At 74.3% G+C, this 17,940-nt stretch carries 16 protein-coding genes; 10 read left to right on the forward strand and 6 right to left on the reverse strand.

Features of this window, described 5'->3' with window-relative positions; genetic code table 11:
• Positions 1 to 186 precede the first annotated feature (186 nt).
• Complete coding sequence (locus J2X68_RS22250) at positions 187 to 1,140, reverse strand: methionyl-tRNA formyltransferase (RefSeq protein ID WP_310434286.1); 954 nt, start codon at positions 1,138 to 1,140, stop codon at positions 187 to 189.
• Positions 1,141 to 1,236: 96 nt separating this feature from the next.
• On the opposite strand from J2X68_RS22250, the gene J2X68_RS22255 reads away from it, so the two are divergent.
• A complete protein-coding gene (locus J2X68_RS22255; RefSeq protein ID WP_399040535.1) occupies positions 1,237 to 2,544 on the forward strand; it encodes a lysine N(6)-hydroxylase/L-ornithine N(5)-oxygenase family protein in 1,308 nt (435 codons plus the stop codon).
• A gap of 314 nt (positions 2,545 to 2,858) precedes the next feature.
• Here the strand turns inward: J2X68_RS22255 and J2X68_RS22260 are convergent, their stop codons facing one another.
• Together J2X68_RS22260 and J2X68_RS22265 are read right to left on the reverse strand one after the other, a co-directional pair.
• Positions 2,859 to 4,361, reverse strand: coding sequence for an amidohydrolase (locus J2X68_RS22260; protein WP_310434288.1), 1,503 nt, complete (start codon positions 4,359 to 4,361; stop codon positions 2,859 to 2,861).
• A 118-nt stretch (positions 4,362 to 4,479) separates the two neighbouring features.
• Positions 4,480 to 6,024 (reverse strand): IucA/IucC family protein, encoded by a 1,545-nt coding sequence (locus tag J2X68_RS22265; RefSeq protein ID WP_310434289.1) that lies wholly within the window; start codon positions 6,022 to 6,024, stop codon positions 4,480 to 4,482.
• Positions 6,025 to 6,126: 102 nt separating this feature from the next.
• Here J2X68_RS22265 and J2X68_RS22270 point away from each other — a divergent pair, with 102 nt between their 5' ends.
• The 3 genes from J2X68_RS22270 (at position 6,127) to J2X68_RS22280 (ending at position 9,844) form a co-directional block, all read left to right on the forward strand.
• Positions 6,127 to 7,653 carry an IucA/IucC family protein gene (locus tag J2X68_RS22270; protein WP_310434290.1) on the forward strand — a complete coding sequence of 509 codons (1,527 nt, stop codon included), beginning with the start codon at positions 6,127 to 6,129 and terminating at the stop codon, positions 7,651 to 7,653.
• Between the two features lie 101 nt (positions 7,654 to 7,754).
• Positions 7,755 to 9,017, forward strand: a complete 1,263-nt coding sequence (locus J2X68_RS22275) for a VWA domain-containing protein (RefSeq protein ID WP_310434291.1) — start codon at positions 7,755 to 7,757, stop codon at positions 9,015 to 9,017.
• Complete coding sequence (locus J2X68_RS22280; RefSeq protein ID WP_310434292.1) at positions 9,017 to 9,844, forward strand: hypothetical protein; 828 nt, start codon at positions 9,017 to 9,019, stop codon at positions 9,842 to 9,844. The genes J2X68_RS22275 and J2X68_RS22280 overlap by 1 nt, the downstream gene beginning before the upstream one ends.
• A gap of 126 nt (positions 9,845 to 9,970) precedes the next feature.
• On the opposite strand, the gene J2X68_RS22285 is transcribed toward J2X68_RS22280, so the two are convergent.
• On the reverse strand, positions 9,971 to 10,612 hold the full coding sequence (locus tag J2X68_RS22285) for a winged helix-turn-helix transcriptional regulator (RefSeq protein WP_310434293.1): 642 nt from the start codon (positions 10,610 to 10,612) through the stop codon (positions 9,971 to 9,973).
• An 86-nt stretch (positions 10,613 to 10,698) separates the two neighbouring features.
• Here J2X68_RS22285 and J2X68_RS22290 point away from each other — a divergent pair, with 86 nt between their 5' ends.
• The 4 genes from J2X68_RS22290 (at position 10,699) to J2X68_RS22305 (ending at position 13,932) form a co-directional block, all read left to right on the forward strand.
• Positions 10,699 to 11,907, forward strand: coding sequence for a pyridoxal phosphate-dependent aminotransferase (locus J2X68_RS22290; protein WP_310434294.1), 1,209 nt, complete (start codon positions 10,699 to 10,701; stop codon positions 11,905 to 11,907).
• Positions 11,908 to 12,096: 189 nt separating this feature from the next.
• A complete protein-coding gene (locus J2X68_RS22295; RefSeq protein WP_310434295.1) occupies positions 12,097 to 12,708 on the forward strand; it encodes a histidine phosphatase family protein in 612 nt (203 codons plus the stop codon).
• Between the two features lie 47 nt (positions 12,709 to 12,755).
• Positions 12,756 to 13,451, forward strand: a complete 696-nt coding sequence (locus J2X68_RS22300) for a hypothetical protein (protein ID WP_310434296.1) — start codon at positions 12,756 to 12,758, stop codon at positions 13,449 to 13,451.
• A 58-nt stretch (positions 13,452 to 13,509) separates the two neighbouring features.
• Positions 13,510 to 13,932, forward strand: coding sequence for an acyl-CoA thioesterase (locus J2X68_RS22305; protein WP_310434297.1), 423 nt, complete (start codon positions 13,510 to 13,512; stop codon positions 13,930 to 13,932).
• Between the two features lie 281 nt (positions 13,933 to 14,213).
• Here J2X68_RS22305 and J2X68_RS22310 read toward each other — a convergent pair whose 3' ends face one another.
• A complete protein-coding gene (locus J2X68_RS22310; RefSeq protein WP_399040542.1) occupies positions 14,214 to 15,065 on the reverse strand; it encodes an NAD(P)H-binding protein in 852 nt (283 codons plus the stop codon).
• A gap of 97 nt (positions 15,066 to 15,162) precedes the next feature.
• On the opposite strand from J2X68_RS22310, the gene J2X68_RS22315 reads away from it, so the two are divergent.
• Both J2X68_RS22315 and J2X68_RS22320 read left to right on the forward strand, forming a co-directional pair.
• Positions 15,163 to 15,975 (forward strand): helix-turn-helix domain-containing protein, encoded by an 813-nt coding sequence (locus tag J2X68_RS22315; protein WP_310434298.1) that lies wholly within the window; start codon positions 15,163 to 15,165, stop codon positions 15,973 to 15,975.
• A 44-nt stretch (positions 15,976 to 16,019) separates the two neighbouring features.
• The gene (locus tag J2X68_RS22320; RefSeq protein ID WP_310434299.1) at positions 16,020 to 16,622 is read left to right on the forward strand and encodes a 3'-5' exoribonuclease domain-containing protein; all 603 of its coding nucleotides are present in this window, start codon (positions 16,020 to 16,022) and stop codon (positions 16,620 to 16,622) included.
• Here the strand turns inward: J2X68_RS22320 and J2X68_RS22325 are convergent.
• Positions 16,588 to 17,931, reverse strand: coding sequence for a nucleobase:cation symporter-2 family protein (locus tag J2X68_RS22325; RefSeq protein WP_310434420.1), 1,344 nt, complete (start codon positions 17,929 to 17,931; stop codon positions 16,588 to 16,590). The genes J2X68_RS22320 and J2X68_RS22325 overlap by 35 nt on opposite strands.
• Positions 17,932 to 17,940 lie beyond the last annotated feature (9 nt).

Raw genomic sequence — 17,940 nt, forward strand, 5'->3', positions numbered from 1 at the left:
CGGTCCCTTTCCCCTTCCGGTTTCCCGTTCCCGATCCCGTTTCCGCGCCTGTTTCCGTTTCCGTGCCGGTTCCCGCGCCTGTTTCCGTTTCCGTGCCGGTTCCCGCGCCTGTTTCTGTTTCCTCGCCTGTTCCCGCGCCTGTTTCTGTTTCCTCGCCTGTTCCCGCGCCTGCTTCCGTTCAGGTCCTCAGGGACGGGACGTCAGATACCCGCCCATGGTGCGGAACCAGTCGGTGGCCGCGTACTCGGCGCCGTCGTCGGTGCGCACCCGGCGCACGAGGAGGCCCCGGGTGCGGCCCGACCAGGAGTCGGCCCCCGCCACCACGACGACGCCGTCCCCCTCCCGGATGAAGATCCGGCCCGGAGTGCCGCCGTAACGCCCCTCCGACACCGCCGCCGAGACGATCCTCAGCCGCCGGCCCCGGTGGAAGGCGTACGCGTTCGGATACGGGTCGGACTGGGCCCGCACCAGCCGTTCCAGCCGTTCGGCGGGCCAGCTCCAGTCGATCCGGCTGTCCTCGGCCGACCGCTTGTGGAAGAAGCTGGCCCGGGCGCGGTCCTGCGGCACCCACCGGCCGGCGTCCCGGCCGGAGGCGATCAGGTCGAGCGACTCCCGCACGAGGGGCGCGATGAGGTCGACGGTCCGGTGGAACAGGTCGGTCGCCGTGTCGGTGGGCCCCACCGGCACCGAACGCTGCACCAGCACGTCCCCGGCGTCGAGTTCGGCGTTCATGCGGTGCGCGGTCACGCCGACGCGCTCCTCGCCGTTGAGGAGCGCCCAGATGATCGGCGAGAAGCCCGCGTAGGACGGCAGCAGCGAGTCGTGGATGTTGAGGGTGCCGTGCGGCGGCAGATCGAAGAGCTCCGGGGGCAGCCAGGTCCGCCAGTTGTTGGCGACGATGACGTCCGGCCGGGCCTCCGCCACCGCGGTCAGGAGTTCGGCGTCGTCGGGGCGGTTGCGCAGCAGGACGGGGACGTCGTTCTTCTCCGCGAGTTCGGCGACGTTGTCGTCCCAAATCTTCTCGTAGGCGTGCTCGCTCTTCGGATGGGTGACGACGAGGACGACCTCGTGGTCGGAGTCCAGCAGTGCCTGAAGCGTGCGGTGACCCCAGGTCTGGTAGCCGAGCATGACGACCCGCATGACGTCCTCCCCTTCAACGACTCATTGCAAGGTAAGCCTTACCTTATCTAGCATGGGCCTGCCTGAGGAGGCGATGCCAAGGTGAAGTCACCGCTCATGGGTAACGACGTCGTCCACGACGTCATCGGAATCGGATTCGGTCCCTCAAATCTCGCTCTGGCCATAGCGGTCGAGGAGCACAACGCAGACCTTCCGGCAGACCGCCGCCTCAACGCCCTCTTCCTGGAGCGCCAGCCGCGCTTCGGCTGGCACCGGGGCATGCTCATCGACGACGCGACGATGCAGGTGTCCTTCCTCAAGGACCTCGTCACCCTGCGCAATCCGACCAGTGACTACAGCTTCCTCTGCTTCCTGCGCGAGCGGGGCAGACTCGTCGACTTCCTGAACCAGAAGACCCTCTTCCCGCTGCGGATGGAGTTCCACGAGTACTTCGAATGGGCCGCCGCACGCGTCGCCCATCTGGTCTCGTACGGCAGCGAGGTGGTCTCCGTCGTCCCGGTGCGCGGCGACGACGGCGAGGTGGCCTGCTTCGACGTCACCTCCCGCGACACCGCGGGCGCCGGTCCGGTCGTGACCCGCCGGACCCGCAACGTCAGCGTGGCCATGGGCCTCGAGCCGCATGTGCCGCCGGGTCTCGGGCTCTCCGAACGGGTCTGGCACAACAGCGAGTTGATCCCGCGCGCGACCCGGCTGGGCGAGGCGGGGTCCCCGGTGCGGCGGGCCGTCGTGCTGGGCGCGGGACAGAGCGCCGCCGAGGCGGTGGACTACCTGCACCGCACCTTCCCCGAGGCCGAGGTGTGCTCGGTCTTCGCCAAGTACGGCTACACCCCGGCCGACGACAGCCCGTTCGCCAACCGCATCTTCGACCCGGAGGCGGTCGACGTCTACTTCTCGGCGCCCTCCGAGGTCAAGCAGTCGCTGATCGACTACCACCGGTCCACCAACTACTCCGTGGTCGACATGGAGTTGATCGAGGCCCTCTACGCCACCGCGTACCGGGAGAAGGTGGCCGGCCGGGAGCGGCTGCGCTTCCTCAACGTCTCTCGGGTCCGCGCCGTGGACCCCGCCGCCGACGGCGGGCTCGAGGTCGCCGTGGAGTTCCTGCCCACCGGTGAGCGGCAGGTGCTCGCCGCCGACGTGCTGGTGCTCGCCACGGGGTACCGCCCGCGCGATCTGGCCTCGCTGCTCGGTGAGGCGGCCAAGCTCTGTCTCCGGGACGACGGGGACGCGGTCCGGGTGGGCCGGGACCACCGGGTGGAGACCGTGCCGGAGGTGACCGCCGGCCTCTACCTGCAGGGCGGCACCGAGCACACCCACGGCCTGACCAGCACCCTGCTGTCGACGGTCGCCGTCCGGGCGGAGGAGATCCACCGTTCCGTGCTGGCCGGTCGGCCGACGGGCTGACCCCGGCCTCGCCCTCCGCTCCCGGGCCCGGAGGGTACGGCCCTTCCGGGCCCGGGCCCCGCGCCGACGACCGCCCCCGCCCGTCGGGGCCGGCCTCCCCGCCGGGGCGAACGGCGTGCTGCCACCGGCCGGGACTGCGCGACCGGGCGGGCGTGAGCGCACGGGCCGGGGCGGGCGCGACGCACGGGCCGGGCCGCGCGGCCGGTCACGGCACGGCGTGCGGGACCGGGCCCGCATCGGCCGCCCACCGGTCGTCCGGCCGCCCCGTCCGGCCACTCCCGCGCGCGGCGGCGGCCGCGTCGCCGCTTCCCGCCTCAGTACGGTCCGTGGGTCCAGCGCCCGGCGGTCATCGTGGCGTGCACGGGCATCGCGCGCAGCGTGTCCGGGCCGGCCGCCGACGGGTCCACGTCCACGACGACCAGGTCGGCCGGGTCGCCCACCCTGATGAGCCGGCGTCCGCGGGCCGCCGCGACCAGCGCGTCCCGGACGGACAGGCGCTGTTCCGGGTGCCAGGCGGGGCGTTCGTCGTCGGTCCGGCTGACGGCCGAGGCGATGGCGAGCCACGGGTCGAGCGGCGAGACCGGGGCGTCGGAGCCGAACTCCAGCCGTGCCCCGGCGGCGAGCAGATCGGCGTAGGCGAAGGCGCGGCCGGTGCGTCCGGCCCAGTGCCGGTCCGCCACGTCACGGTCGTCCGTCGCGTGCCGGGGCTGCACCCCCGCCGTGACGCCCAGCCGCGCGAACCTCGGGAGGTCTTCGGGGCTCAGCAGCTGTGCGTGTTCGATCCGGCCCCGGCAGCGCACCGCCTCGAAGGCGTCCAGGGCCAGCGTGTTGGCGTGGTCGCCGATGGCGTGCACCGCCGGTTCGATCCCGTGGGCGGCGGCCCGCCGCATGAGCCGCACCAGTGCGCGGGGCGGCGTCTCCTCGATGCCGTGGGAACCGTCCGTGCCCTCCAGCCCCGGATAGGGGTCGCGGCACAGCGCGGTGCGGGTGTTGAGCGAGCCGTCCGTGAAGAGCTTCAGCGGGCCCACCCGCACCAGGCCGCCGGGCGCGCCCACCGCGTCCCCGGTGCGCAGGCCGCGCTCCACGGCCGCGTCCAGGCGGCTCGGATAGATCGCGGCCGCCACCCGTACGGCCGGCCGGAACGCGGCCGAGCGCCGCTCCCAGTCGGCGACCGTGTCGCCGAACTGGAAGTCGATGACACCGGTGACCCCGCGCGCGGCGGCGGCCTCGCAGGCGTCCGCCGTCCAGCCGTCGACCACCGCCGCCGGCGCCTGCGGGAGAGCGGACAGGACCTCGTGGCACTCGGTCTCCCTGACCAGGCCGGTCGGGTGGTCGCCCCGGCCGACCAGGGCGAGACAGGCCGAGTTCAGCCATGCGGCGTGCAGATCGGCGCTCACCAGGGCGACCGGCCGGTCGGGCAGCACCGCGTCGAGGAGCCGCTTGTGCGGGGCGTCGGGCCACAGCCCGTCCCGGAACCCGTATCCGACGAGCACCGTGCCGTCGGGCGCCGCGCCGCCGCGTTCGCGCACCAGGTCGGCCACCGCCCGCGCGGAGGGGGTCCCGGCCAGGTCCAGGCGGTGCCGGGCGCTCGCCCACTCCGCCAGGTGGACGTGCGCGTCCCACAGGCCCGGCAGCAGCACCCGGCCGTCCAGGTCGAGGACCCGCCCGCCGTCGGCCTCCACCGCGCGTCCCCCGGTGTCCGCCTCCGCGACGACGTGGGTGACCCTGCCGTCCGCGATCCGCAGCCGGGCGAGCGGCCCGCCGGCGCCGAGCCGCACCCGGTCCAGTGTCAGCGCGGCGCGCGCGTGGTCCGCCATGGGAGCCTCCCTCCGCGACGGGCGTCTCCCCGGCGCCCCGGAACCGCCGGAGGACACCCCGCTCAGTAAAGTGAGGCTTACCTTACCCAATAGCCGGCTGGGTGTACCCCCGCCGTCCTCACCGCACGAGAGGATTGGGCAGCGGCAGATAGCGGGCGTCGGCGCCGTCCGCGCCGGTCCAGCGCAGCAGCAGGTTCGTCTTGCCGGGCAGGGTGGGAGCGGTCAGCAGGGCGGCGGTCTCGGGGAGGTCGTGGCGGCCCAGTTCACCGCGCACAGCCGGCCAGGGGTCGAAGCCCGGGTGACGTTCGGCGAGCGCCGCCGCGACCTCCCACAGATGGTTCACCACGAGGCAGTACACCAGCCGCTCCCAGCCGGCCGCCCGCTCCACGTCGGGCAGCAGCTTCACGCCCTCGGCGTCCCGGAACAGGGCCTGCACGGGGGTGCCGTCGGCGTCCACGGCGACGAGGGTGTTCTGCAGATGCGCCTCGAGGACGACGCCGTGCTCGGCGAAGGCCGTCAGGGCCGGAGGGACGACGACGGCCAGATAGGCCTCCCACCAGGCCGCGGGGTCCGCCGCGGTGGCGAGCGGGCTGCCCTCGAAGCCCTCCACGAGCCCCGCGGCGAGCAGCGGGGTCGCACCGGGCCGCACAGCGCCCCGCAGCCCGTCGCGGACCAGGACGGCGAGCGCCTCGAAGGCGAAGTCGGCGGTGCGGTAGCCGCGGTCGCTCAGCCAGGCCGCCGCGCCGCCGCCCGCCGCGAGGGCCCGGACCGCCGCCTCGTCGGTCCGGCGCAGCTTCAGCAGGTCGTGCCGCCACAGCCGGCGGATGTCGTTGGTGATGCGGACGTCGAGGCTGAACTTCAGGCAGAGGTCCGGCTCGGGTGCGTAGACCGTCCGTACGGCGGCGGTGGGCCAGGTGTCGAAGCCGGTGGTGCCGAGCCGGAGCAGGCGGCCGTCGGCGAAGGCCGGGGCGAGCTCCCGTCCGGCCAGGGCGAGCTGCCAGGGGTGGGCGGGCAGCAGCCGGTAGCCGGGCGGGGCCGTGCCGAGGGCGTCCAGCGCGGAGGTGTCCCCCTCCTCGACGACCGCGTCCTCGCGCAGCCCCAGCAGGACGAGCGGGAAGCGGGCGTGCGCCTCCGGGGCGTACGGCAGCCAGCCGGCCGGCGGGCCGCCGCCGCGCGCCTTCGGGGCGGGATGGTGCGGGTGGCCGGTGAGGAGCGCCTGCTCGGAGCGCAGATAGCGGCCGGGCGGCGGGGTGGCGCGCGCGCGTGCGGTGAGCATCGCGGCCACCACGTCCCGGCTGTCGGTCATCTCGGCGGGCAGTTCCCGGTTGGCCAGCCCGGTGTGCGCGTACAGCACCTCGGCGACCAGGCCGACGAGGGCGGTGTGGCCGAGGCGGTGCCAGGCGCCCGCCGCGTGCACCTCGGGCTCGGCGGGGCGCCGGGTTCCGCGCACGCGCAGCAGCCGGCCGCCGCCGGGCGACCCGCCGCCGGGCAGCCGGTACACGGAGCGGCCGTCGCCGTCCGGCGGGCCGGGCAGCGGTTCGGCGACCTCCCGCAGCAGGCAGTTGAGCAGCGGCGCCGCCGCGCAGGCGTCGGCGCGCCCGGCGACGCCGCCGTCGGACGCGGCGGCCCCGGCGGGCTGGGGGATGAGGTCCACGCGATCCACTGGTTCTCTGGTTCCCTACGGTTCTTCCGGGCGGAGATGATCAGTATCGCTGTCGTCGCGGCCCGTCCGTGACGTCGTACCCGTACCCTCAGGAGCCCACCCGTGCACCGTCCCCCCACCGCCGAGGCCGAGCTGGCCGCGGAACTGGCCGCCGTACGCCCCTCGCTCGGCCCGCGGTTCGCCACCGCGCTGCCCGGGGCGCGGGCGGCGGTGCTGACCCGGCTGTGGCGGGCGCTCGTCCACGAGCCCCTGCCGTGGGTCGCGCACCGCGGGGGGTCCGGCGGGGAGAGCGTGCTGCGGCTGCGCGACGGCCGCCGTCTGCACGGCCCGCGCGCGGATCCGTACGCCACCGCCGCCTACGTGACGGACGTGCGACTGGACGGCGTGGCGTACGACGATCCCGCGCGGCTGATGACGGCGCTGGGGGTGCCGCACGGCTCCGGCTTCGCCGCCGAGCTCGGACACAGCGTGGCGTCGATGGCGCTGTCGCGGGCCGCGCAGGAGCCCGGCCCGGTCTCCCTGGAGGACCCGGACGACTGGCCGGCGCACGACTGGGAGTGGGAGCAGCGGGTGGTCGACGGGCATCCGTACCATCCCAACTGCCGTGCGCGGCCCGGCTTCTCGGTCGCCGAGCAGCTGGCCTACGGGCCCGAGCACCGGCCCTCGGTGCGGCTGGGGCTGCTCGCGGTGCCGGCCGGTGAGTGCCTGGTGTCGGGCGAGTGGCCCCGCGAACTGCGCGACGGGACGCGGCTGGTGATCCCGGTGCATCCGTGGCAGGCGGACCACGTGCTCAAGCGGTCCTGCGCGCAGGAGGTCGCCGCGCATCCGCTGATGTCGTTGCGCACCCTGGCCCTGGCCGGCGGCCCGCACGTCAAGACCGCGCTCAGCACCCGGCTGACGTCCTCCGTGCGGGACATCTCCGTCGGCTCCATCGCCGCCTCCGCGGCGCTCTCGGCGTTCGCGGAGACCCTGACCCCGCACACCGGCGGCCTGCTGCACACGACCCGCACCCTCGGCGCGGCCACCGCGCACTCACCCGATCTGGCCGCCGTGTTCCGGGAGTCGCCGCGCGTGTTCGGGGCGGCGGGCGAACACGTCGTCCCGGTCGCCGCCCTCACCGGCACCGGCCTCCCCTCCTCCCCCGCCTGGTCGGCGCGGTTCGTCCGGCTCGCGCTCACCGTGGGGCTGCGGCTGCTGGAGCTGGGCGTGGCGCTGGAGGCGCACGGGCAGAACCTGCTGGTCGTGCTGTCGTCGTCGGGTGTTCCGCTGCGGCTGGTCTACCGCGACCTGGCCGACATCCGGGTCAGCCCGGCCCGGCTGGCCCGGCACGGCATCCCGCTGCCGGACGGGCTGCCCGAGCGGATCCGCACGGACGACGTGACCGCGCTGCGGCGCAAGCTGTTCGGCTCGCTGGTCGCGGGCGCGCTGGCCGGGACGGCGGGCAGCCGTCCGGCCCTGCGGGCGGCCCTGGAGACGGCCGTCCGGGATCTCCCGCGCACGCCGGACCTCGTGGCGCTGTGCGAGGAACCGCTTCCGGCGAAGGCGCTGACGCTGATGCGGCTGTCGGCGGGGGCGCCCGGCGACCAGTGGGCCCTTCTGCCCAACCCGCTGCTGCAGGAGGCCTGTTGACCGCGGGCACGGGCGGGCCGTGGGCGAGGCGGGGCCCGGATGCCGGCACCGGTACCGCCGCCGTTTTGTGGCCGGACACCTCTGATCAATAGGATCCGCCGATGATCAGAACACAACGGCTGGCGGCGGGCGTCTGCGCCCTGCTCGCCGCGCTCACGGCGGGGATCGCGTTCCCGGCCGGGGCGGTCGCCGACGAGACCACCGCCACCGCGCCCAAGGTCGACCTGGTCCTCGACGTCAGCGGTTCGATGCGGACGAAGGACATGGACGGCGGGACGCGGATGGCCGCGGCCAAGCAGGCGTTCAACGAAGTGCTGGACGCGACCCCGGAGAACGTGCTCCTGGGCATCCGCACCCTGGGCGCCAACTACCCCGGCGACGACCAGAAGACGGGCTGCAAGGACACCGCGCAGCTCTACCCGGTCGGCCCGCTGGACCGGACCGAGGCCAAGACCGCGGTGGCGACCCTGTCGCCGACCGGCTGGACGCCGATCGGCCCCGCCCTGCTGAAGGCGGCCGACGACCTCGACGGCGGCACCGGCTCCAAGCGCATCGTGCTGATCAGCGACGGCGAGGACACCTGCGCCCCGCTCGACCCGTGCGAGGTGGCCCGCGAGATAGCCGCGAAGGGCATCGGCCTGACGATCGACACGCTCGGCCTGGTGCCCAACGTGAAGATGCGTCAGCAGCTCAGCTGCATCGCGGAGGCGACCGGCGGCACCTACACCTCGGTGGAGCACACGGACGAACTCACCGACCGGGTCAACCAGTTGGTCGACCGGGCCGCCGACCCCGTGGTGACGCCGGTCGCCACCGAGGGCGCGGCCTCCTGCTCCGCGGCCCCGGCCCTGAAGTCCGGTCTGTACACCGACCGTGAGGAGTTCGGCCAGGAGCGCTGGTACAAGGTCGACGTGGAGCCGGGCCAGGAGCTGCGCGCCTCGGTGAGCGTGTCGGCGGACCGGGCCGTGAACCCCGACTACGGGGTGCTGCTGCGGGCGGTCACGGTGCACGGCCGGGAGATCGTGCGCGGCGAGGCGGCCGGCAACGGCCGTACCGACGTCATCTCGACCGGTCTGCGCTACCCGAAGGCGGAGAGCGACGAGGACGAGGCGCCCGCCGAGACGGTGTGCGTGCAGGTGACCAACTCCTACTCGGCGGCGGCGGGGGTGAAGACCACGCCGGGCATGCCGCTGGAGCTGACCGTGGACGTGGTCGACGGCCCGTCGCAGGCGAGCGACGTGGCCTCCTTCGGCCTCGGGCGCGGCTGGTGGCTGCTGGGTGTCCTGGTGCTGTTCGGCTTCCTCGCGGGTGTGCTGTGGGGCTGGGTGTCCCGCTGGCGGGTCGCGGTCTGGAGGACCAACTGATGCGTATCACACGTGTGTTGAGTGGCGCCCTGCTGGCGCTGGGGCCGGTGCTCGGGCTGACGCCCGGGGCGGCGGCCGCACCGGCCGCGGCCGATTCCACCCCGTCGGCGAGCCCGTCGGGCGACGGCTCCGCGCCCACGGAGGCGGGCACGTCCTTCCGTACCGCGACGGAGATCGACCAGGGACAGACGGCGACGGCGAGCGGGTCCGCGGGCGACTACCTCTACTGGTCGTTCCCGGCGGACTCCGGGCAGCGCCCCACCGTGAAGGCGACGGTGAAGCTGCCGGAGAGCCACGCCACGCAGACCTGGCAGGTCGACGTGTACGACGGTCTGCGCCGCCGGCAGGCCTGCCAGTACGGCGCCCAGACGCGCACCGCCGCCCAGGGCACGTCCTCGGTGGAGCTGGCCTGTGTGCTGCGCACGGTCCGCGCCTGGTCGGAGCCGTGGGCCGACGACCCGCTGCCGGGCACGTACTACGTCCGGCTGACGGTCCTCGACCTGAAGGCGGCCGACCTGGGTCTGCCGGTCGGCACGGAACTGCGGGTGGACTCCAAGGACATCGGCGGCGCCGCGGCCGTCGACGGCTCGCTGGCGGAGCCGCTCGTGCCGGGCATCGCGGTCGAGTCCGCGGCGGAGGAGGACGATTCGTCGGCCTCGGCCGTGCTGTCGAGCATCGAGCCGGACGACGGCTGGGCGTCCGGCTGGTGGTCGGACCGCTGGGTGTGGACCGCGATCGGCGCGGTGCTGGCCGCCCTCGCCGGGATCGGCGGGTACACGCTGACCCGGGGATCGGGACGGCCGCGGCACGTGCCGCCGGGCGCCTGACCCGCACTCGACATTTCATCGGAAGGCCTGCCGCGCACCGCGGCGGGCCTTCTGCCGTACCGTCCGCCCCGCCGCCGGTGACCGCCGCCGCGGCCCCACCCCCGGGCGTGGCCCGCGCGCCCGCCCTCAGGCCTCCCGCAGCGCCTTGGCCAGGGCGCCGTCCCCGGCGACCTCGATCCGGCCGGCCCGTACCGCGTCGAGCACGCCCAACTCGCCCTGGGCGACGGCCGTGCAGGTGTCCGTGTCGAGGACGAGGCGCGCGTCGGGCTCCCCGGGCGCGGGCCCGTCGCCGTAGACCGGCCCGTCCTGCGCGCCGACGCACAGGTGGAAGACCCCTTCGTCGAGCCGGACTTCGACGAGCCCGGAGCTCCCGGACGCCTCGCCGCCGAGCCCGCGCAGCAACGGCAGCGCGAACCAGTGCGCCCGCAGGGCGTCGGTGGGCCGCCGCTCGCCGAGCTCACCTTCCCCCCACGCACCCAGGGCCTGCAGGACGGGCAGCAACTCCCCTCCGCGCCGGGTGAGTTCGTACACGTAGGCGGCGCCCGGCGGAGGCAGCCGGCGCCGGGTGGTCAGCCCGTCCCGCTCCATGTCCTTCAGCCGTGAGGCGAGCACGTCCGTGCTCACCCCCGGCAGATCGGCGTGCAGGTCCGTGTAACGGCGCGGGCCGGCGAGCAGCTCCCGGACGATCAGCAAGGTCCAGCGGTCGCCGACGGTGTCGAGCGCACGGGCGGCGGAACAGTACTGGTCGTAGCTTCGGCGAGGTGACATGGCACGCAGTCTAGACATGTCGTTGGACTTTCCAAGCTGGAACTTGGTAAAACCAAGCAACACACCAACCGGAGGGGCGAGCGCGCATGGAGTTCCGGCAGTCGAACAAGCTCAGCGAGGTCTGCTACGAGATCCGCGGCCCGGTGATCGAGCACGCCGACGCGCTGGAGGCGGCGGGCCACAGCGTCCTGCGCCTCAACACCGGCAACCCCGCGGCCTTCGGCTTCGAGGCGCCCGAGGAGATCCTCCAGGACATGATCAGGATGCTCCCCCGGGCCCACGGCTACACGGACTCGCGCGGCATCCTCTCCGCCCGCCGCGCCGTGGCCCAGCGCTACCAGGAGCGCGGCCTGGAGGTCGGCGTCGACGACGTCTTCCTCGGCAACGGCGTGTCGGAGCTGGTCTCCATGGCCGTACAGGCGCTGATCGAGGACGGCGACGAGATCCTGATCCCGGCGCCCGACTTCCCGCTGTGGACGGCGGTCACCACGCTCGCGGGCGGCAGGGCGGTCCACTACCTCTGCGACGAGCAGGCCGAGTGGTACCCGGACCTGGACGACATGGCGTCCAGGATCACCGACCGCACCAAGGCCGTCGTCATCATCAACCCCAACAACCCCACCGGCGCGGTCTACCCGAAGGAGATCATCGAAGGCATCCTCGACCTGGCCCGCCGGCACGGGCTGATGGTCTTCGCCGACGAGATCTACGACCAGATCCTCTACGACGACGCCGTCCACCACTCGGCCGCCGCGCTCGCGCCCGACCTGGTGGTCCTCACCTTCTGCGGCCTGTCCAAGACGTACCGGGTGGCGGGCTTCCGCTCGGGCTGGCTCGTGGTGACCGGCCCCAAGCAGCACGCGAAGAACTATCTGGAGGGCCTCACCATGCTGGCCTCCATGCGCCTGTGCGCCAACGCGCCCGCCCAGTACGCCATCCAGGCGGCGCTCGGCGGCCGCCAGTCCATCCACGAACTGACGGCGCCGGGGGGCAGGCTCCACGACCAGCGCGAGAGGGCCTGGGAGAAGCTCAACGAGATCCCGGGCGTGTCCTGCGTGAAGCCCAAGGGCGCGCTGTACGCGTTCCCGCGCATCGACCCCAAGGTGCACCCGATCCACGACGACGAGAAGTTCGTCCTGGACCTGCTCCTGCGGGAGAAGATCCAGGTCGTCCAGGGCACCGGCTTCAACTGGCCGACCCCCGACCACTTCCGCATCCTGACCCTGCCGCACGCGGACGACCTGGAGGCGGCGATCGGCCGGATCGGGCGCTTCCTCGGCGGATACCGGCAGTAGGGATACCGGCAGGAGGGATACCGGCAGGAGCGGGGCGGGCGACGGGCCCGCCGCACCTTCGCCGGACCGTCCGCCCGGCGGAGTTCCGCGGGCCGACGCCGTCCCCCGCACACCGCCGGTCGCCGGAATGCGCCCGCCCGGGTCCTGTGTCACGGTGCTCACAGGCACGGCTGGAAGGGGCACGCGCGCGTGGGCGACCTGTTTCTCGTCCGGCACGGGGAGACCGCATGGTCACGCTCGGGCCGGCACACCGGATCGACGGACGTCCCGCTCACCGAGCACGGCCGGGACGAGGCGCGACGGCTGGTTCCGCTGATCCGTTCGCACCGGATCGGGGCCGCCTTCGTCAGCCCGGCGCAGCGCGCGCGGGAGACGGCGGAGCTGATCGGCCTGCGCGAGGTCCGGGTCGACGCCGATCTGCGGGAGTGGGACTACGGCGGCTACGAGGGCGTCACGACGGCCGAGATCCAGCGGACGCGCCCCGGCTGGTTCCTGTTCACCGACGGGGTCGCGCCGGGCCCGACCAACCGCCCGGGGGAGACGCCCGAGCAGGTCGGCGAGCGGGCCGACCGGGTGCTGGCCCAGGTCGACGCGGCGGACGCCGGGGCCGGGGAAGGCGCCGAGGAAGGCGTGATGCTGGTGGCGCACGGACACTTCCTGCGGGTGCTGACCGCCCGCCGCCTCGGACTCCCGGCAGCGGCCGGAGCGCTGTTCCAGCTGGCGACGGGGACGCTCTGCCGACTGGGCACGGAGCACGGGCGGCCGGTGATCGCCGCCTGGAATGTCAGACCCGGGCCGTAGCCTTCGAGGAGGCCCCCGACGGGGGCGGCACCCGAGGGGAGCACGCCGTGACACGACCGCCGACCGCCGCCCAGCGGCGTGTGATCGACGCCGCCGACCCGGTCACCGGGCGACTGCGGGGCACGCAGGCGCAGCTGGCGTCGCTGGTGCGGCTCGGGCTCGCCTTCCGGCACCCGCGCCCCCCGCACGACCACTTCCTGACCCCGGCCGGGCACCGGACACGGGAGGCGGTCCCCGAACCCCCGGGCGCCCTCGGAGCCGCTCACGCGAGCACTGCCGCGGTCGCTCCCGCGGGCCCTGCGCGGACCGCTCCCGAACCTCCGGCGGCGGACACCGGCGTCTTCGCCGCGCGCGTCGGCGGCGAGGAGGACACCGGGCCGGCCGCCGGCCCCGCCCGGGCCCGCGAAGTGCACGGCGCCTGGCAGGGGCTGCTCGAACTGCGCCGGATGACCAACCCGGACGGCGGCACGGACCGGCCGTGCGCCTGGGAGCGCGGCCACCTCGTCCGGGCCGCCGCGCTGGCCCTGGAGGCGGCGGGCCACCCTCCCGCCGGGCCGCGGGGCGCCGACGGCTACCGGGTGCGGGCGACCCCGCAGCCGGAGGCGGTCGCCGTGCACGGGCCGGACGACGCGGCCCTGCGGGTCTGCGCGGACACGCTGGAGCAGGCGGGCTGGCAGGTCGGCGCGCACACCGACCCCCGCACGCGAGCGCGCTATCTGCTGGCGTCCCCGCGCCGGGTGTGAGGGACATGCCAAGATCGGCGGCAGGGCACCGACATCGAGAGAGCGAGAAGGGGACACCGTGAGCGAGCCGTTCTCCGTCCGGATCACCGTGCGCGGATACGAGACCGACGTGCAGGGGCACCTCAACCAGAGCGTGTACATCAACTACGCGGAGCACGCTCGCTGGTCACTGCTCCAGGCCGCGGGCATCACCCAGGCCGGCCTGCTGGCCGAGGGAGTGGGCCCGGTCGCCCTGGAGACGACCATCCGCTACCGGCGCGAACTGCTGGCGGGCGACGAGGTCGACGTGGACTGCGTCTTCGAGTGGGGCGGCGGCAAGACCTTCCGGATCCTGCAGACCATCCGCAAGACGGACGGCACGGTGTCCGCCGAGATCACTGCGGTCGGCGGGCTGCTGGACCTCGAGAAGCGCCGCATGGTCGCCGACCCGTCGGCCCGCTTCAAGGAACTGGCCTCGGATCCGGGCCTGTTCGGGCTGTAGGACACGACACCGACACCGACACCGGCTCCGGCTCCGGCTCCCGCTCGGTGTCTCGGCGTCGCGGCGCAGGGTGAGCCTCGGCACGGGTCGGCCGGCGCCCTCGATGCCGCGCACCGGCCCCGTGAAGCGGACCGGACCGTGCGCCGCGGCGGCGGGGATCCGCACGCCCCACGTCCCCGGTAGCCCGTCGAGAACGGGCGCCGGGCAGGCGTGCGCGCAGCCCCGGAAGAGGCGGGCGGGCGGCGGGGCCCGGACCCCGGCCGCGCGCCCGCCCCCGTGGCTCAGGGCGTCCGGAAAGCCTCCCGGTGGTCGCGCGCCCACACCCGGTACGTCCGCGCCGGGCGCCCCAGCAGTTCCCGCACCTCGTCGGTGACGACGGCGTTCCCGCCCCGGCGGACGTACGCCGAGCCCCTCGCGACGCCGTCCGCGACGGCCTCGTCCTGGCCCAGGCCGAGGAGGTGTGCGCGCACCTCGTCCGGGGCGAGGTCGTGCGTGGTCACCGGTCGGCCGAGGACGTCCGCGAGGACGGCCGCCTGGCCCGGCACGCTGATGGTCTCGGGCCCGGTCAGGGTGTACGTCCGTCCCGCCCACCGCTCGTCGAGGAGGACCACGGCCGCCGCCTCGGACACGTCCCGCGGGTCGACGACACCCTGGAGCCCGTCGCCGCTCAGGTTCGGCACCGGCTCGCCGGCGCCGATCGCCGGCGCCCAGCCGAGCGTGTTCGAGGCGAAGGAGGAGGGCCTGAGCACCGCCCATCGCAACCCGCTCTCCCGGACGGCCCGCTCTCCGGCGACATGCCACTCCCCTCCCGGGCCCACCTCGGGATCCCCCGTGGCGATCGCGGACAGCTTGACCAGCCGTCCCACGCCCGCGGCCCGTGCCGCGGCCACCAGGGCGCCGTCGTGCTGCGCGGACGGTCCGGGCAGACCCACCAGGAAGGCCGCCGTCACCCCGGACATCGCCGCCTCCAGGGAAGAACGGTCGAGGTAGTCCCCCCGTGCCGCCTCGACCCCCGGAGGCATCCGCGCCCTCGACGGGTCGCGGGTCAGGGCCCGTACCTTCTCACCCCGCGCGGCCAGGTGGCGTACGAGTTCGCTGCCGATGGTGCCGGTGGCACCGGTCACGAGAATCATGCCGACCACGCTGACGTCCGGCCCGGCCGCGTCGCTAGGAAATTCCGGCACGCTTCGGACCCCCCGGGGAAGGGCGGGACGCGCCTACCGTGGAAGCGTGACGAACACCCCCGCGCCTGCGGCCGACCCGCCGCCCCCGTCCGAGCGGGCCCTGCCCGTCCCGTCCGCGCTGCGACCGTGGTTCACCGGCATCGGGGCGGTCACGGTCGACGGCCCCTTCGACGACGCCTTCGCGCACGTGCCGGACACGAAACTGGTCGTGCGCGAGGAGGGCGACGGGCGCCGCGACACCCTGGTGGTGGGGCCGCGCACCCGGGCCTCGTACCACACGGACCTGCACGCGCGGTCGGTGTCGTGCGTCCAACTGCGCCTGGGGCCGGGCATGGTGGGCCCGCTGTTCGGTGTGCCGGCGGTGGAGCTCGTCGGCCGGGTGGTCCCGCTCGGCGAGCTGCCGGCGGGCACGGCCCGGCGCCTCGCCCGCGAGCTGACCGGGATCGAGCGGGAGGCGGTCACGGCACGTCTCGCGGAGCTGCTCCCGCCCGCCGGGGACGGCTCGCGCGACCGGGTGCTGCGGGACGCCGTCGACGCGCTGTCGACCCGCCCGCACCGCGCCGCCGCCCCCGTCCGGGAGGTCGCCCGGGAACTCGCCGTCAGCGACCGCCAGTTGCGGAACCTGTTCGCCGACGGCGTGGGAGTCTCCCCCAAGCACTTCGCCCGTATCGACCGCCTGCGGCACGTCCTCACGCACGCGGCGTCCGCCCCGTGGGCCGAACTCGCCGCCGCCACCGGCTACTACGACCAGTCGCACATGACGGCCGACTTCCGCACCCTGATGGGCGTCCCGCCCCGGGCCTTCTTCACCGGTCGGCTGCCCCGGGCCACACCCTGCCGGGCGCTTCCCCGGCGGTGAATGCGGATGCGGGAAGCCCTCCGGACCTGCGATGCTCCGGTCCCATGTCGGTACGACGTGTGAAACCCAGCCTCTACCTCTCCGTCGACATCGAGGCGGACGGTCCGATCCCGGGGCCGTACTCGATGCTGAGCCTGGGCGCGGCGGTCGCGGGACGCCAGGACGCCGACGGGTTCACCGCCGCCGACCCCGCCCGGCAGACCTTCTACCGCGAACTGCGGCCCATCAGCGACGCGTTCGTCCCCGAGGCGCTGGCGGTGAGCGGCCTCGACCGGGAGCGCCTGGCCTCGGAGGGACTCGAACCCGCCCTGGCGCTGGCTCAGTTCACCCGCTGGGTGCGCGAGGTGAGCGGTGACGCCCAGCCGGTGATGTGCGGCTACCCGGCGTCGTACGACTGGACGTTCCTGTACTGGTACCTGATCCGCTTCACCGGGGAGAGCCCGTTCGGCCACTCCGGCTGCCTCGACATGAAGACGCTGTACGCCGTCAAGGCGGGCCTCCCGCTGCGGGCGGTGGGGAAGCGGACGATGCCGGCGGAGCTGCTGCCGGGGCGTCCTCATACGCACCACGCGCTGGACGACGCCGTCGAGCAGGCCGAGTTGCTGGCGAACCTCATGGCGTGGCCGGGGCCCGGGACGCCCCGGTGAGCTCCTCCCCCGCCTCCATGGGGTGGGTCACGTCCGCCGCGTTGCGCCCCCGGCCGATGTGGTTGAAGACCAGATTGAGCAGGACGGCGGCCAGGCACCCCGTCGAGATGCCGGAGTCCAGCACGATCTTCGCCGTCTCCGGGAAGGCATGGTAGAACTCCGGCTCGGTGATCGGGATGATGCCGACGGCCAGCGAGACGGCGACGATCAGGACGTTGTTGTCCTTCTCCAGGCCTGCCCGGACCAGGGTCTGGATGCCGCTGGCGGCGACCGACCCGAACAGGACGACCCCGGCGCCGCCGAGGACCGGACGGGGTACGACGGCGATGAGCGAGGCGGCCATCGGGCACAGGCCCATCAGGACGAGGAAGCCGCCGCCGGTGGCGACGACGTAGCGGCTGCGGATCCTCGTCATCGCGACCAGCCCGATGTTCTGGGCGAAGGCACTGCACATGAAGCCGTTGAAGACGGGGCTGAGCGCCGAGCCGAGGGTGTCCGCCCGCAGGCCGGCCGCGATGGTCCGCTCGTCCGCCGGACGTTCGACGATCTCGCCCAACGCCAGCATGTCCGCGGTGGATTCGGTCATCGAGACCACCATCACCACGCACATCGACAGGATCGCCGCGAGCTGGAACTGCGGGGCGCCGAAGTGGAAGGGGGTGGGGAAGCCGATGACGTCCGCCTCGGTCACCGGGCCGAAGTCCGTGACACCGAAGGGGATCGCGACGAGCGTGCCGGCGAGCAGCCCGAGCAGCACGGCGATCTGCTTGACGAAACCGCGCGTGAAGCGGCGCAGGAGCAGCACGATCAGCAGGGTCGCCGCCGCAAGGCCCAGGTTCGTCGTCGAACCGTAGTCCGGCGCCGCGGGGGCGGGACCCTGCGCCCAGCCGAAGGCGACGGGGAGCAGGGACACGCCGATCAGGGTGATGACCGTCCCCGTGACGACGGGCGGGAAGAAGCGGACCGCCTTGCAGAAGACGGGCGCGGCCAGAAAGCCCAGCAGACCGGCGACGATCACCGCGCCGAAGATGACGGGCAGGGCGTCCCGCCTGTCGTCCGCGGACGCCACGATCGCCGTCATGGGCGCCACCCCGGCGAAGGTGACGCCGTTGACGAAGGGCAGGCGGGCGCCGATCTTCCAGACGCCGAGGGTCTGGAGGAAGGTGGCGAGGCCGGCGGTGAACAGGCAGGCGCCGGTGAGGAAGGTGAGTTCGGCGCCGGTGAGGCCCACGGCCGCGCCGACGATCAGGGGCGGGGCGACGACTCCGGCGTACATGGCGGCCACGTGCTGGAGGCCGCTCGTCGCCATTCTCAGTGC

This window comes from Streptomyces sp. 3330 (genome assembly GCF_031456635.1).
Lineage (GTDB): Bacteria > Actinomycetota > Actinomycetes > Streptomycetales > Streptomycetaceae > Streptomyces.

Excerpts from the sequence above, each read along its gene's own strand:
- J2X68_RS22250 (WP_310434286.1), bottom strand. The coding sequence starts at position 1,140 with ATGCGGGTCGTCATGCTCGGCTACCAGACCTGGGGTCACCGCACGCTT.
- J2X68_RS22255 (WP_399040535.1), top strand. The coding sequence starts at position 1,237 with ATGGGTAACGACGTCGTCCACGACGTCATCGGAATCGGATTCGGTCCC.
- J2X68_RS22260 (WP_310434288.1), bottom strand. The coding sequence starts at position 4,361 with ATGGCGGACCACGCGCGCGCCGCGCTGACACTGGACCGGGTGCGGCTC.
- J2X68_RS22275 (WP_310434291.1), top strand. The coding sequence starts at position 7,755 with ATGATCAGAACACAACGGCTGGCGGCGGGCGTCTGCGCCCTGCTCGCC.
- J2X68_RS22280 (WP_310434292.1), top strand. The coding sequence starts at position 9,017 with ATGCGTATCACACGTGTGTTGAGTGGCGCCCTGCTGGCGCTGGGGCCG.
- J2X68_RS22285 (WP_310434293.1), bottom strand. The coding sequence starts at position 10,612 with ATGTCACCTCGCCGAAGCTACGACCAGTACTGTTCCGCCGCCCGTGCG.
- J2X68_RS22290 (WP_310434294.1), top strand. The coding sequence starts at position 10,699 with ATGGAGTTCCGGCAGTCGAACAAGCTCAGCGAGGTCTGCTACGAGATC.
- J2X68_RS22310 (WP_399040542.1), bottom strand. The coding sequence starts at position 15,065 with ATGATTCTCGTGACCGGTGCCACCGGCACCATCGGCAGCGAACTCGTA.
- J2X68_RS22320 (WP_310434299.1), top strand. The coding sequence starts at position 16,020 with ATGTCGGTACGACGTGTGAAACCCAGCCTCTACCTCTCCGTCGACATC.
- J2X68_RS22325 (WP_310434420.1), bottom strand. The coding sequence starts at position 17,931 with ATGGCGACGAGCGGCCTCCAGCACGTGGCCGCCATGTACGCCGGAGTC.